This window comes from Legionella drancourtii LLAP12, assembly GCF_000162755.2.
GTDB lineage: Bacteria > Pseudomonadota > Gammaproteobacteria > Legionellales > Legionellaceae > Legionella > Legionella drancourtii.
Window position 1 is genome coordinate 117,553 of record NZ_JH413850.1, and the last position, 14,920, is coordinate 132,472.

The window sequence follows — 14,920 nt, forward strand, 5'->3', positions numbered from 1 at the left end:
CTCCCCGCGTAGGCGGGGATCCATTCCTCACTGGCTATAATGCCAATTCATGGATGATTTCCCGCCTGCGCGGGAATGACAAATTTCCTTAACTTATGGTAGTGGTAGCGGTACCAAGCCCTATTCTGACTTGAGACTTCCTCCTACAATCTTTTCGCAAAGACCTTTAGGCATAAAAAGAAACGCATCCTTTTGCTTGTCTTTAGTCGAGGAGCCAGCACAAGAAGACGTTGCAGTCGCACAATCGTTCATACCCATTTTAGCAATACCATAGCATTTCTCCAGAACCGGAGTATCTTTGCTGTCTGCAGCTGCGGGGACATTGGTTGCAACAAGAACTAAAAACGCAGTCATTACTGATTGAACAAGCTTCTCCCTGGTCGACATAATTCACCTTTAAGCTGTTTGAAAGAGATTAATAGATTAACGTCATATATGAATAAGATATTTCTTACCCTGTCGGCGTCAAAATTAACAAGGCCTCAAGACGGCATAAATGCCTCCTCAGCCCGAACGAATCAAGACATAATATGCTCTGTCCCGATCTCTTGCCTATAACGTTATATTAGGTGAAAAGAATGAAAACAACAACCATATTAATTCTATAAACGCACCTCAGAAATTTCACCACCAAAAGACAATGTTGCCAATAATGGAGCCTGCAGCTTGGACTTTAAAGTTTCAATATTTGCCGTTAAAGACAACATTTGTGGATCAATACAATTAGCAATCCACCCCACACAGGAAATATCATGAGCACGCAACACAGCTTCCGTAAGCAAGGCATGATTAATACATCCAAGCTTCATGCCAACAACTAAAATAACCGGAAACGCAGTAATCTTTAAAAAATCAATCCAGGTTTCCTCATCATTCAGCGGCACTAATAAACCACCAGCCCCTTCAATAAATAAATGCTCAATCCCTTCCAATTGCAACGTGGTGCAATAATCAGCCAGATCCGCGGCAGAAACAAAAGCCCCCGCTTCTTTGGCTGCAATATGAGGAGAAACTGGCGATTTAAATCGCCAGGGATTAATTGTATTTAAACTTAAATTACTGTTTTTTTGTAATCGCAAGGCATCAGTGCTTACTAATTGATTATCTAATTCCAAACACCCACTAGCAATCGGCTTAATTGCTGCAGCATCAGGAAAATAATTAGCTAAGCACGCTGTTACATAGGTTTTACCGCAATCAGTATCAGTACCGGTAATAAAATATCGCTTCATTTGATAAATTCCTGCATCTCACTAGTAAATAAATCCATATGAGACAAAAAAGGCATATGTGCTGCACGATTAAAATAAACGTACTTAAATCCTGGGTAATGCTCCTGCATGGCCTTCATGGTTTTTACTGGGACTATAGGATCAAGCCGGCCAAACATATAACATACAGGCCGCTCAAATTGCTTGAGTTGCTGACGAAAATCCCATGTACCTAAAATATCAAGACCTGAAGCCAATCCAGCCGATGAAGGAAGATGTCCCAAAGCAAGCTCGAAGTTATGTTTACTGACTTGCAGCGCAATAAACTCTTCTAAAGTAGCACGAGAATCCTTTAATAAATTTTGATAAAAGGTAGTAAATACTTCTTGAGAAACCCCTGGCCAATCATTATCCAACAAAAATCGTGGCGATGAAGTAATATTAATAAGATGCGTTACCCGCTCAGGTTTTTCTAATGCTAAGCGCGTAGCAAAAAGCCCGCCCATAGACCAACCGACCAAAGCAAATTGCGGTGGTAATTGATTTAATAGTTGCGTCTTAAATGACGACCAATCCATCATGAAACTGTGACCAAATCCTGGCAAATCCACCAGAATGAGTTGGTAATTGCCGGCAAGTTGCGATACTAAAGGCATCCATACTTGGCTATCAAATCCCCAGCCGTGAAAAAAAACAAGCGGAAATCCGCAACCGTACGTCTTAATGTGAATGTTCATAAATTACATCTAGTTTGTTAAATAAGGTGTGAATTTGCTCTGGTGTATGGCAATAATTTAAAATAATTCGCAATCCCGTCTCTTTTTTACCCACAGTTGGTGTTCTAATAGCAAAACAGCTAATGCCTTGTTTTTTAAGCTCTTGAGTATAATGTAACGCCAAATGAGGGCATCCCAAACGCAATTGTTGAATGGGGGTGGACGAATCAGCCCAACTAAAGGGTGATTTTTTAATTAACTCCCGAAATAAAGCCACTAGTTGCGTTAACTTTAATCGCCTCTCTTCAGCAGCCACAACAACGTCCAAGGTGTTTAATAAACCGTAGCTTAATGCAGGACTAATCGCTGTCGAATAAATCAGCGAGCGTCCTGCCTGTAATAACGCGGTAATCCAATCACTTTGTCCCGCAATCAATGCCCCCTGTGCGGCAAATGCTTTCCCCAAAGGAATAACTCTTAAAGGTATTTGATTTTGGCTTAATCCATGGTAAGCCACAGCCCCTTTTCCCTGTTCGCCAAGCACACCAAAAGAGTGCGCTTCATCCACCAATAGCTCTGTTTGATTTTCAATACACAATGAAGCAATTGCAGTTAACGGTGCTATTTGACCACTCATGCTAAAAATGCCTTCCGTAATTAACGCCGAATTTGCTGAATGGGCTATTAATTTACGTTTTAAATCAATCAGATTATTATGAAAATAACGTGTGTAATTGACTTGTGATAGAGCCAAACCATCATAAACTGAGGCGTGCACCTCTTTGTCAATAAAACAATGGACTTTTAACTTACCAAGCAATGCCGTAATTGCAAGATTTGCAGCATACCCTGAAGCCAATAAAATACACTCATCTACCGCCAATAAATCAGCAAATGCCTGTTCAACTGCGTGGTGATTCTGATGGTAACCACTCAATAACATTGATGCACCACTGCCACTCGGATAAAGCGAGTAACCACGCTGATAAGCTTCCGCAATGCGTTTATCTTGAGTTAATGATAAATAATCGTTACTGTCAAAATGAATGAATTGCGAATTATCGGGTTTTTCTAGCGACCGTCTTCTTAACAAACCTTGTTGCGTCAATTGTTTGGTGTAGTCTTTAATTTTTTTATTTAAAAACATTAAGGTCTCTGTTCGAACGGTTGAAGAAGGACGCAAATTCCCTTCTCACTAAGAGGGATAAGGGATATTTTGTTTCACTTTATTTAATTCCAACTCGTACTCTTAAACCATCTCGGTCAGACCCAGTTTGTTAAAGAGCACTTTATCCTTTGCACGTTGTGGATTCTCTTCGGTTAATAATTTATCACCAATAAATACAGAATTGGCCCCAGCAAAATAACAAAGTGCCTGCAATTCATCACTCATCTCGGTACGGCCTGCAGTTAAACGAATGGCACTTTGCGGCATTAATATTCTAGCCGTAGCAATCGTACGCACTAACTCAATCCCTTCAACCTGGCGTGCTTTAGCCAATGGTGTACCTTCAACAGGAATTAAACGGTTAATTGGCACACTCTCTGGTGGTGTTTCCAAATTAGCTAAGGTTAATAAGAACTCGATACGATCTTCACGTGTCTCACCTAAACCCAAGATCCCACCACAGCAAACATTAATTCCAGCGGCACGAACATTCTCCAGTGTTTCCAAACGATCGCTAAATTTACGTGTGGTCACTACTTTTTCATAATAAGAAGGTGAGGTATCAATATTATGGTTGTAATAATCAAGGCCAGCTTCTTTTAAACAGGTTGCCTGTTCTTTATTTAACATACCCAAAGTCATGCATGTTTCTAATCCCAAAGCCTTTACACCTTCAACCATCTCTTGTAATTGGGGCATCACTTTGTCCGGAGGACAACGCCAGGCAGCCCCCATGCAAAAGCGTTTTGCACCACCATCTTTAGCTTCTTGCGCACTTTTTAATACTTCAGCAACAGACATCAATTTTTCTTTTTCCACATGTGTTTGATGATGTCCACTCTGGGAACAATAACCACAATCTTCTGGGCAAGCTCCTGTCTTAATACTCAATAAAGTCGCAAATTGCAATGAATTAGCATCATGATTTTCTCGATGTGCTGTATGTGCTTGATTTAATAAATCATTAAATGGCTGCTCGTAAAGAGCCGTGATTTCAGAAATGGTCCATTGTTTTTTAACTTGCGTCACTACTAACCCCTATTGTTTATAATATCGAACATGATAAAGTGACGTCATTTCTTGTCAACCAAAATTTTAAAAATGGTCAACATCAAACAATTAATAACACGCGATTTAAAACATGTATGGCATCCATGCGCACAAATGAAAGATTTTGAAGAATATCCTCCGCTTATTGTTGAACACGCGCAAGGCAGCTATCTTCATACAGATAAAGGCCCGCTTATTGATGCCATTTCAAGTTGGTGGTGCAAGTCTTTGGGGCACGGACATCCGGCAGTCATGGCGGCAATAATGAACCAACTCCATCGCTTTGAACACGTCATTGCCGCCAACACAACTCATCCAGCATTAGTCGAACTAGCCGAAGAGTTAACCCAACTCACTAAAAAACAGCATATTTTCTTTGCCAGTGATGGTTCCAGCGCGGTTGAAATCGCGTTGAAATTAACAATTCATGCCAACCAAATCAAAGGCCAGCAGCATAAAAAACAATTTATTGCCCTTAAAAATGGCTATCATGGTGAAACCCTTGCCACCATGGGCACTAGTGATCTAGGACTATATAAAGCTCCCTACGAATCCTACGGCGTACCTTGCCATTTTATTGAAAATATTCCTTATCTTTCAGGTAAACAAGACCCATTGTGGGATAATTGCGATACTTATTGGCATGCCGTAGAAAAGCAATTAGAGCCAATTAGTGACAAAGTATGTGCGATTATTTTGGAGCCTGTCGTACAAGGAGCAGGCGGCATGCTGTGCTATAGCCCTGATTTTTTAAGAAAACTATCTGTCTGGGCAAAAAGCAAGGATATTTATCTTATTGCTGATGAAATCATGACCGGCTTAGGGCGAACGGGAGAATGGCTGGCATGTGATCATGCAGGAATCGAACCCGATCTTATTTGTTTATCAAAAGGATTGACTTCTGGCTCTATTCCTCTGAGCTGCGTGATGATTGACAATACCATATTTGAACTCTTTTACGATGAGTACAACAGCGGTAAATCATTTTTACATTCGCACACGTACAGCGGTAATTCGCTAGCCGTCAGTGCGGCATTGGCAACCATCAAAGCCATGCGTGACGAAGAAATTATCAAACAAGCTCAATCATTAGGTGAGTACATGCTTCACTGCATGCATGAAATAGCCCAAATATCGGGCCAATTAACGAACGTTCGTGGAGTTGGTGCTGTTGTTGCCGCGGATCTTAATCATATAGATCAACAAAATCGCATTGGCAATAAAGTCTATCAACATGCATTAAATAATGGCGCATTAATACGACCAATCGGCAATACACTTTATTGGTTACCACCCTTGAATACACAAAGAGAAATTATTGGGAAATTAGCTGAAATAACATTACAATCAATAAAAGAGGCTTATGTCTAAAAAGCTCAGAATAATGGATCGACTATGGTATCTGCTAACAGATTATATTTATAGGCAATTTAAAGCATTATGGATATTAATCACGATTGTGGTGTTTTTACTTTGCTCCGTTGTTACCTGGTATAATACTATTAATAACATACATTCCGCTTTTTTTAATCAGCCATGGTATAACCAAATTCTGCTTGGCATTGATATCTTAGTTATTTCCAGCTGTTTATATTGCTTAGTAAAAAACTTCTTACAAAAACACCACTCATTACAGTGGTCAATAAGAAAAGCCATAAAGCGCGAACAATTCTATCCCGTATATCAACCTGTGTTTAACGAAAAACTAACTAACTATTCCGGTGCCGAAGTCCTTTTAAGATGGCGCAGCAATCACAATAAAATTATCATGCCTGATTTGTTTATAGAAGAGGCTGAGACTACTGGCTTAATTATACCAATAACCCTACAAATAATTAAAATAGCATTTAAGGAAACCAAAAGCATTTTAAAAGCAGATCCACAATTTCATTTGTCATTTAATATTTGTGCCCTGCATTTTACTGATCCAGTTTTTTTCGACAAATTTTATGGGCTCCTCGTAGATTATTCCATTAATCCGAATCAAATTTTGCTTGAAATAACGGAGCGTGATTTACTTGATGAAAATAATGAAGTTTACATCAAAAAAATGCAAGAATTACGAGAGAAAGGATTTTCACTAGCGATAGATGATTATGGAACTGGGCATGCAAGTATTAATTATTTACAATATTTTCCTTTCAATTATCTTAAAATTGATAAATTATTTATACATGCCATTGGTACAAAGGCAATCACCGAATCGTTAAATGATGCAATTATTGATTTGGCTAAAAAAATAAATTTAATTATCATTGCAGAAGGTGTGGAAACAAAAGAACAAATAAATTACTTACTTAAAAATGGAATACAATTGCTGCAGGGTTGGTATTTTTCAAAGGCTTTGCCCATTGATCAATTAAAAAACCTGCTTCACGGAGAGAAAAAATGAATTATCGCGCGCATTCGTATCTTATATTGTTACTTAGCCTTACGGCTACCGCCTATGCCGAACCAATACATAATGGGGATTATTGGCAATGCACTACTCATGACGGAACAAATAAACAATGGGGCGCCGTAAGTATTTACAAAAAAATAGCCTTAAATTTTGCCTTTTCTTCATGTAAAAGAGAAAGTGTAGCCCCTGCTACTTGCAGAACAACTCCAGGCAACTGTGAACAATTCATTCGCGGTGTCAGCAGCAAACCTATGTGGGAATGCACTGCTCTAGACAGAACAGCCATGCCATGGAAAAGTGACATCTACTCACAACGTTACGATGCGGCGTTCGGCGCTAAGGCTTATTGCCAACAAAAAAGTACAGTGCCAGAAACCTGTTATGTTAATTTAATAACATGCAGCAATAAAAATGGACCTACCCGCTGATGGTTTACTGTGTTGGTTTAACAGGCGGTATTGCCAGTGGAAAAAGTACCGTTGCCGAACTGTTTTCTGAATTAGGAATCCAAGTGATTTACGCGGATAAAATATCAAAAGCACTTACGGCAAAAGATCAAGAAGCCTACATGCAAATCGTAACGCACTATGGCACTGAAATACTAACTGATGATGGAACACTTAATCGTCGCAAATTAAGGTCTATTATTTTTTCTGATGCCAAAGAACGATTCTGGCTTGAACAACTTTTGCACCCATTAATCCGACAAAAAATAAAAGAACAAGTCGATTCCAGCATAACACCTTATTGTATCGTTGAGATCCCTTTACTCATTGATAAAGAAAAATACCCTTACATCAATAGAATCCTCTTGGTTAATGCACCTATAGAAACGCAAATAGCCCGAGTAATACAACGCGATCAGTGCACGAGAGAACAAGCGTTAGCAATCTTAGCGGCACAACCAGGCCTAAATCTACGCTTAAAAGAAGCAGATGATGTGCTAATGAATAATTTGGGATTCAATGAATTAAAAATCGCGGTAAATGACTTGCACCATAACTACCTCCAAAAAGCCCTTATGTCGGGTTTTAGTCGAGTAAACTGACCTTGTTACCAAGGTCAGTTTACTCGACTAAAACCCAACTTTGAATTACAAAACACCATTAGCTTTTGAGAAGGAATATTTCGCAAAATAGCTTAAAACTGCCCAAGAAAGAGCGCCTGGACGGCGCGATCTTGGGTAGTCGACAAACCGCGGAAGCGGTGCGTCAGTATCTTATCAATAATAAGTAACTTATTATTTCTTCGAACCCTTAGCGACTCATCAATTATTTTCTGCCCTTCCTGATTTATAGCCTTCATTTAAGCACTCCATGCTTTATTGTTTTCCTTTAAGATCCCGATAAAAATTTTCATGGACTCCGAGAGCCAATAAAATTCTGTTTTCATAATCCCATTCATATGCCAAAAGCATTTGCTGATGGTTAATCTTAAATTTATAAACAGAAACTCCAGACAAGTCACCTTTCTTTTCTTCACCGATGCTAGGATTATTAACTATTGCACGAATAGCTTCATCCACAACTAACATATGAGTACTTGGCAGCTTTTTATACGCCTTTTTAAAGGCTGGCATTTGCCAAATTTTAATATCAGTCACTTTTGCCTTCAAAATAAAATGGTTCTGCCAATGATTTATCCTGTAGTTTAGAAAGAAGGACATCTCTTATAAATTCAACAGGTAAATCAGGATTATCTAAAGCGCACTTCCCTAATTTAGCCCAATACTCTATTTGATTGGGAATTGAACGAAACTCGGCTGATGCAACTTTCTTCGCATCATTATAAATTGATTCATTAATTCTGATTGGAATACCCATATCAACCACCATTGTAATATTATACTACTATTGTTTTAACATGCTACATTTGTAGTATAGCACATTTTAGGAAATACGTAACATCGTATTAAGAATATTTATATTAACGGTGAATTGTAAAAATGTAGACAATATACAATGTATGGAGTAAATAAAACGGGGATTGATTAACCACGTTAAGCTTATGAATATGAACTTTAAGAGTTAAGAATTATTATTAATTATTCAAAGTTACGCTACCATTAAATATTATGAATAGTCAAAATTTAGAACAATAATGTGATGCAATAAAAAATACTTACTATGCAATTTGATGATCATCAGATACCATCTAGAGTTGAAGTTGCCGCTGAATTTACACCTCCGGAGGAGGTCATCATTGTTGGCGACTTGATGGCTTAAGCCGGCACCGTCAAGTTAACTATTGAAAGAGCAAAAAGTATTTTTTGTCGAATTTTAGGCGCAAAGAATCTCAGTTGCAGCGGAATTCCAAATTTCTTTGGCTTTATGAATAAGAATCGGTTTTACTTCATGACACCATTCGCCCATTTTATAACACCAGCAGAAGGCAATCGCTAATAAAGCCATCAATTTATTCACGCGATCAGGCGCAGTTATATGAGTGTCTTCAAAATTAAACCCACGCCCTTTGAGGCATGAGAACAGTGTTTCGATTTCCCATCTCAATGCATATTTACTGACAGCTAAGCCAGGGAAATCTGGTGTTACAATAATAAGGTAATCATTATCTGGGAGTCTAAGTCCAGCCACAAAGAGTTCGTGTCCAAGTATCGACCTTTTCCCATACAATGAATGTTCATGATTCAATGGCAAGTTACGAAATAGCATTTTCACTTTGATCGGGCGACCTCGTGAATCCGTCGTGAGCAGGTTGTCTTTAACTCGAATCCAAAAAGGAATGTGTTCTGCTATGAGCCAACCAAACCACTCTGCTCCTATGAACTCTCGATCGGCTAACAACCCAGCGATACACGATTTTCCAAAAGAATGGATAAATTTTTGTACCAGAGCAATCCGCTCTTGAGTATCAGAATTTCCTTTTTTATCAAGTAACGTCCAGTATATCGGAATAGCAATCCCTTTGAATGCAATACCCAAAGTCAACATGTTAATGTTTGATTTGCCCCATTGCCAGTTCGTACGGTCCATCGTTAAATACCAGTGACCATCGGTTACAAAAAATAAGCGAAAAATAAAACCGGCAATCATTTCAAAATCGATTGTGAACTCAGCAAAAAAACGTTGTAATCGCCTGTATCGTGATGTTTGCTCTGCTTTGCTGCTCATTGAGCAAGCAATTTTATTCAAGTTGACTGTTCGTGTAGTCAGTAATGCCAATAACATTTTCGCAAAACAAGTTACTCGTGCCTTGTTCCAATTAAAACTTGCATTTAAAATAACAATCAACTCGTTGATATGATCCATAATATAACCTCCTCTAGACAAGCGAGATTATATTTATCTTTCAACGAGTGCTACTAAATTAAAAAATTGTCGTGTACGAAGGCGGACAACACACTATCTTGATGTTTTATAAAAGATTATGGATGGTTGCTTAGTTCGTAAAAGCTGATCTAGACCAATATCTGATAATTGCGCTATGATTATCTAATAAGATCAAGGAGATGAGTGCGGTATGAAATTAATTACCTTAAATTTATGGGGAGGGCATTTAAGAAATCCTTTACTGAAATTTATTCATCACCATAAAGACATCGATATATTTTGCCTACAGGAAGTGTATCATAATGCTCATCGTAAGATTGCTGTTGATGATAAAGAATTAAGCCTGAATATTTTTTCTGATTTACAAAAGCTACTCCCGAATCATTATGCGATTTTCAAACCTGCAGTTGAAAATGTTTATGGAATTGCGATGTTATTGAAAAAAAATATTGAGATTTTAAGTGAAGGTGAAATCAATATTCATCAAAAACAACATCATCCAGGAATTGGCGAAAATCATTCCCGTAATTTACAATGGGTTGAATGTGAATTTAATAATCAAATTTACTCCATCCTCAACGTGCATGGATTATGGAATGGTCGAGGTAAAAAAGATACACCTGACCGCATCAATCAATCCCATCGTATCCGGCATTTCATGGACACAATTAATACACCCCAAATATTGTGTGGTGATTTTAACTTAAGACCCGATACTAAGAGTATGCACATTATTGAACAAGGCATGGATAATCTTATTACTCGTCATAAAATTCGTTCAACACGAACCAGTTATTACAAAAAAGAAGAAAAATTTGCAGATTATATCCTGATTTCCCCAGAAATTTCTGTCAATAAATTTGCAGTAATGAATGATGAGGTGTCAGATCATGCACCGTTATATCTTGATTTTAACTAAGACGCTAAAACAGGGATCAAAGCAATAACTTCACGATTAGCTTCAGGAAAATCATCAGGATTAAGCGCTTCTTGCTTTATCCATTTCATCGCTAGTTGCCCCTCAACACATAAAGGAGTTCCTGAAAATTGGGTCACAAGAAAAATAAGTAACTGTACTGATTTATCCGAATATTGATGATTTACTTCACCCAGAAACTCATACTTAAGAACTTCAAGACCAACCTCTTCGCGAATTTCTCTGATTAAAGCATGTTCAGCCAGTTCATTAGTCTCTAACTTACCGCCTGGAAACTCCCAACGCCCACCATGGGGTACATGATGAGGACGTTGAGTGATTAAAATACGTTGCTCTGCATCAACAATAATTGCTACGGCAACTCGGATCACGACAAACTACCATGACACGATTTATACTTCTTACCAGAACCACATGGGCAAGGATCATTTCGTCCTATTTTCTTTTCTTGACGTCTGTATGTCTGCGCCTGAGGAGTACCGCTTTCATCATCATTAAATGAATCACCATGATTTAAGCTCATATGACTTACTTGGTCAGCACGTCGCTGCTCTTCAACTGCACTAACGTCTGCTTCAGTTTGAATTTCCACTGAAGAAATAAGTCGGATCACATCATACTTTAAGTTATCAAGCATGCTCGTAAACAAGGTAAAAGCTTCTTTTTTATACTCTTGTTTGGGATCTTTTTGTGCATACCCGCGTAAATGAATCCCTTGGCGTAATTGATCCATTGATGCCAAATGTTCACGCCATTGATTATCTAAAGTTTGTAAAATCACTGATTTTTCAAATTGAGACATGACCGGTCTTCCAGCCGCTCTTACTTTTTCATCATACTGCGCTACCGCAGAAGCAAGAATTTTTTCTTTAATCTGCTCTTGTTGAATATGATGATCCTCATCAATCCACTGAAGCACAGGAATATCTAATTGGAATTCTTCAGTTAATACATCACTTAGAGCCTTAGCATCCCATTGATCTTCCAAACTTTGCGGTGGAATATACGTATCAACGAGATTATTAATCACATCTTCTCGCATCATATTAATCGCCTCTTCCGTATCAGCCATTTCCATGATGGAAGCACGTTGGGTGTAAATCACATGTCGTTGATCGTTCGCTACGTTGTCATAATCGAGTAACTGCTTTCTCACATCAAAATGATGCCCTTCGAGTTTACGCTGCGCATTTTCAATTGCTTTAGTTACTAGGTTATGCTCAATAGGTTCACCGGGTTTCATACCCAGACGACGCATCATAGACGCTACACGTTCAGAAGCAAAAATTCGCATCAAATTATCTTCAAGCGATAAGTAGAAACGACTGCTTCCTACGTCTCCTTGACGACCAGAACGACCACGGAGCTGATTGTCGATACGACGTGATTCATGACGCTCAGACCCAATAATTCTTAAACCACCTGAAGCCAATACGTCATCATGGCGTTTTTGCCATACTCGTTTTATTTCTTGTTTTTCTTCTGCAGTAGCCGTTTCAGGTAATTGTGCTAGATCTGCTGCCAAACTACCACCTAAGACGATGTCCGTACCTCGACCAGCCATGTTCGTAGCAATAGTTACAGCCCCAGGGCGCCCTGCTTCTGCAATGATTTGCGCTTCTTTTTCATGAAATTTAGCATTTAAAACCTGGTGTTTAATATTTGCTTTTTTCAACATTTGGCTTAAAAATTCAGACGCTTCAATTGAGGCAGTACCTACTAGAACAGGCTGTTGACGTGCAACACACTCACGAACATCTTCGATAACGGCTTGGAATTTGTCGGTTTGGTTCAAATAAACCAAATCCGCTTCATCTTTTCGCATCATGGGTCTGTTCGTTGGAATCACTACGACATCAAGATTATAAATTTGCTGTAATTCGTAAGCTTCGGTATCCGCTGTTCCGGTCATTCCCGATAGTTTATTATACATGCGGAAGAAATTCTGGAACGTAATGGATGCCAAAGTCTGGTTTTCATTTTGAATAGAAACACCTTCTTTAGCTTCAACCGCCTGATGTAAACCTTCAGACCATCGGCGACCCGGCATAGTACGACCAGTATGTTCATCCACAATAACGACTTGATCATCACTCACAATGTAATCAATATCGCGATGGAACATGGCATGCGCCTTAAGTGCCGCATTAACATGATGCATCAACATAATATTGCTGGCATGGTACAAGCTTTCGCCTTGATCCAATAATTTTGCACTAATCAGCAATTCTTCAATGTGTTGATGACCAGCATCTGTAAGATGAGCCTGTTTTTGTTTTTCATCGATAGTAAAGTCACCTTCACCATCTTCTTCTTCTTGTTTCTTCAGATTTGGAATTAGCTTGTTTATCTTAATGTAAAGCTCAGAACTGTCTTCGGCCGCACCGGAGATAATTAGGGGCGTACGTGCCTCGTCAATAAGAATAGAATCTACTTCGTCGATAATCGCAAAATTAAGTTCTCGCTGCACCTTGTCTTCGAGACTAAAAGCCATATTATCGCGTAAGTAATCAAATCCGTATTCGTTATTGGTTCCATAAACGATGTCACACCCATAAGCTGCTTTCTTATCGCTGTGAGACATATCAGGATAAATTACCCCAACACTAAGTCCCAGGAATTCAAATATAGGACGCATCCATTGACTATCACGTTTGGCAAGATAATCGTTAACGGTTATCACATGTACACCGCGACCACTAATTGCATTTAGGTAAGCAGGCAAGGTAGCAACCAAAGTTTTTCCTTCCCCAGTACGCATTTCAGCAATATTACCTTCGTGCAGTACCATACCGCCAATTAATTGCACATCAAAATGACGCAGGCCTAAGGTACGTACAGAGACTTCGCGAACCGTGGCGAAGGCTTCGGCGAGTAATTCATCAAGGTTTTCACCTTCAGTAAAACGCGCTTTAAATTGTTGCGTTTTTGCTGCCAAATCAGCATCAGACAGGGCTTGCATTTGTGCTTCAAACGCATTAATGGCCACTACTGCCTTTTCCATACGCCGTAATGTACGCTCATTTCGGCTTCCAAACATTTTCTTAATCAACGTATTCAGCATGGCCTAAATTATCCTCTGGATATTCCAAATAACAAATTGGTTAATGTACTAAAATTCAAGAGAAAATGCCATGAAATAAATAAACTCCTTCATTAAAGAACGAATAGAATAACGAACTTAATGCTAAAATTGAGAATTCACACCCAATTGACATGCATTGATTCTTCGATTTCTACTAAATACTGCGTAAGCGAGTCAAATAAAGACAGATCTTTAGTCTGTAAAATAAGCATCAGTTTTTTCTTCCACTGACTCGCACCAGATAAACCAAATGCTAAATTGAATACCGGTTTAATCAATAAGCTTAAAGAAACGCCTTTACTGTGTTCATCAAACAAATAATCTAAATAGCGAATAAAAGCCTCACTGCGCGTTAATTTTTGCATTGAAGGATATAGAATTTCGTGTATTTCTGCAATTTGATACGGATTATCGCAAGCTAAACGCCCGAGCATAACCCCGTCTACGTAGTGTAAATGCTCATTAATTTCTTGGGAATTTAAAATATTGCCATTGATTACGACAGGAATATGCGGAATTTCCTTCTTGATACGGTAAACATAGTCGTAATTAACCGGAGGAACTGTCCTGTTTTGTTTTGGACTTAAACCATTCAACCAGGCCTTACGGGCATGCACAATAATTTTCTGACTGCCAGCTGCAATCAATTGCTGCACAAACGCACTGAAAAACTCATAACTGTCTTGATGATCAATCCCAATGCGTACTTTCGCAGTCACTGGAATACTGGTTTCTTCCCGCATGGCTTTAATGCAGGCCATCACTTGAGCGGGCTCATTCATCAAACAAGCACCAAAATGCCCTGCTTTTACTTTATCACTTGGACAACCTAAATTGATATTTACCTCATCATAGCCCTCTTGCTCAGCAAGCTTCGCACAGCGTCCTAATGCGCCAGGATCAGACCCGCCAAGTTGCAGTGCCAATGGGTGTTCTTGGTGATTAAAAGGCAGCGAACGTCTGGGATTATTCTGGATGGCGCCGGTAGTTTGCATTTCGGTATATAAAAGAGCATGCGGCGCTAAAATCCGCATAAAAACGCGAAAATGACTATAGGTCCAA

The 14,920-nt window shown here is 38.9% G+C and carries 17 protein-coding genes; 5 read left to right on the plus strand and 12 right to left on the minus strand.

The genetic code is table 11. The annotated features are described in order from the left end of the window. Nucleotides 1-120: 120 nt before the first annotated feature. From LDG_RS17970 to bioB, 5 genes are all read right to left on the minus strand, one after another. Nucleotides 121-387: a BufA1 family periplasmic bufferin-type metallophore gene (locus LDG_RS17970; protein ID WP_006872905.1), complete on the minus strand. Its 267-nt coding sequence runs from the start codon at nucleotides 385-387 to the stop codon at nucleotides 121-123. A gap of 215 nt (nucleotides 388-602) precedes the next feature. Beyond that, the gene (gene bioD, locus LDG_RS17975) at nucleotides 603-1,232 is read right to left on the minus strand and encodes a dethiobiotin synthase (RefSeq protein ID WP_006872906.1); all 630 of its coding nucleotides are present in this window, start codon (nucleotides 1,230-1,232) and stop codon (nucleotides 603-605) included. Continuing rightward, entirely contained in the window at nucleotides 1,229-1,948 is a 720-nt protein-coding gene (locus tag LDG_RS17980; RefSeq protein ID WP_040536592.1) for an alpha/beta fold hydrolase, read from the minus strand. Before LDG_RS17980 ends, bioD begins: the two co-directional genes overlap by 4 nt. Then, a complete protein-coding gene (locus tag LDG_RS17985; RefSeq protein WP_006872908.1) occupies nucleotides 1,932-3,074 on the minus strand; it encodes an aminotransferase class I/II-fold pyridoxal phosphate-dependent enzyme in 1,143 nt (380 codons plus the stop codon). The genes LDG_RS17980 and LDG_RS17985 overlap by 17 nt, the downstream gene beginning before the upstream one ends. Before the next feature lie 102 nt (nucleotides 3,075-3,176). Further along, entirely contained in the window at nucleotides 3,177-4,124 is a 948-nt protein-coding gene (bioB, locus tag LDG_RS17990; RefSeq protein WP_006872909.1) for a biotin synthase BioB, read from the minus strand. A 72-nt stretch (nucleotides 4,125-4,196) separates the two neighbouring features. Here bioB and bioA point away from each other — a divergent pair, with 72 nt between their 5' ends. From bioA to coaE, 4 genes are read left to right on the plus strand one after another with little or no spacing between them, the layout of a single operon-like run. Then, entirely contained in the window at nucleotides 4,197-5,516 is a 1,320-nt protein-coding gene (bioA, locus tag LDG_RS17995; RefSeq protein ID WP_040536641.1) for an adenosylmethionine--8-amino-7-oxononanoate transaminase, read from the plus strand. A 13-nt stretch (nucleotides 5,517-5,529) separates the two neighbouring features. Continuing rightward, nucleotides 5,530-6,537 (plus strand): EAL domain-containing protein, encoded by a 1,008-nt coding sequence (locus tag LDG_RS18000; protein ID WP_267878857.1) that lies wholly within the window; start codon nucleotides 5,530-5,532, stop codon nucleotides 6,535-6,537. Next, complete coding sequence (locus LDG_RS18005; protein ID WP_006872912.1) at nucleotides 6,534-6,974, plus strand: hypothetical protein; 441 nt, start codon at nucleotides 6,534-6,536, stop codon at nucleotides 6,972-6,974. Before LDG_RS18000 ends, LDG_RS18005 begins: the two co-directional genes overlap by 4 nt. Then, nucleotides 6,974-7,594, plus strand: coding sequence for a dephospho-CoA kinase (coaE, locus tag LDG_RS18010; protein WP_006872913.1), 621 nt, complete (start codon nucleotides 6,974-6,976; stop codon nucleotides 7,592-7,594). The genes LDG_RS18005 and coaE overlap by 1 nt, the downstream gene beginning before the upstream one ends. A gap of 92 nt (nucleotides 7,595-7,686) precedes the next feature. On the opposite strand, the gene LDG_RS19785 is transcribed toward coaE, so the two are convergent. From LDG_RS19785 to LDG_RS18025, 4 genes are all read right to left on the minus strand, one after another. Then, entirely contained in the window at nucleotides 7,687-7,851 is a 165-nt protein-coding gene (locus LDG_RS19785) for a hypothetical protein (RefSeq protein WP_158307891.1), read from the minus strand. A gap of 16 nt (nucleotides 7,852-7,867) precedes the next feature. Next, a complete protein-coding gene (locus LDG_RS18015; protein ID WP_006872914.1) occupies nucleotides 7,868-8,149 on the minus strand; it encodes a type II toxin-antitoxin system RelE/ParE family toxin in 282 nt (93 codons plus the stop codon). After that, the gene (locus tag LDG_RS18020; protein ID WP_006872915.1) at nucleotides 8,142-8,369 is read right to left on the minus strand and encodes a TA system antitoxin ParD family protein; all 228 of its coding nucleotides are present in this window, start codon (nucleotides 8,367-8,369) and stop codon (nucleotides 8,142-8,144) included. The genes LDG_RS18015 and LDG_RS18020 overlap by 8 nt, the downstream gene beginning before the upstream one ends. Before the next feature lie 456 nt (nucleotides 8,370-8,825). Continuing rightward, a complete protein-coding gene (locus LDG_RS18025; protein WP_006872916.1) occupies nucleotides 8,826-9,815 on the minus strand; it encodes an IS4 family transposase in 990 nt (329 codons plus the stop codon). Nucleotides 9,816-10,026: 211 nt separating this feature from the next. On the opposite strand from LDG_RS18025, the gene LDG_RS18030 reads away from it, so the two are divergent. Further along, entirely contained in the window at nucleotides 10,027-10,755 is a 729-nt protein-coding gene (locus tag LDG_RS18030) for an endonuclease/exonuclease/phosphatase family protein (protein WP_006872917.1), read from the plus strand. Here the strand turns inward: LDG_RS18030 and mutT are convergent. The 3 genes from mutT to dusA form a co-directional block, all read right to left on the minus strand. Then, a complete protein-coding gene (mutT, locus tag LDG_RS18035; RefSeq protein WP_040536650.1) occupies nucleotides 10,752-11,141 on the minus strand; it encodes an 8-oxo-dGTP diphosphatase MutT in 390 nt (129 codons plus the stop codon). The genes LDG_RS18030 and mutT overlap by 4 nt on opposite strands. Further along, nucleotides 11,141-13,837: a preprotein translocase subunit SecA gene (secA, locus tag LDG_RS18040; RefSeq protein ID WP_006872919.1), complete on the minus strand. Its 2,697-nt coding sequence runs from the start codon at nucleotides 13,835-13,837 to the stop codon at nucleotides 11,141-11,143. The genes mutT and secA overlap by 1 nt, the downstream gene beginning before the upstream one ends. A gap of 137 nt (nucleotides 13,838-13,974) precedes the next feature. Next, on the minus strand, nucleotides 13,975-14,920 hold a 946-nt coding region (gene dusA, locus LDG_RS18045), incomplete at its 5' end, for a tRNA dihydrouridine(20/20a) synthase DusA (protein WP_085955960.1).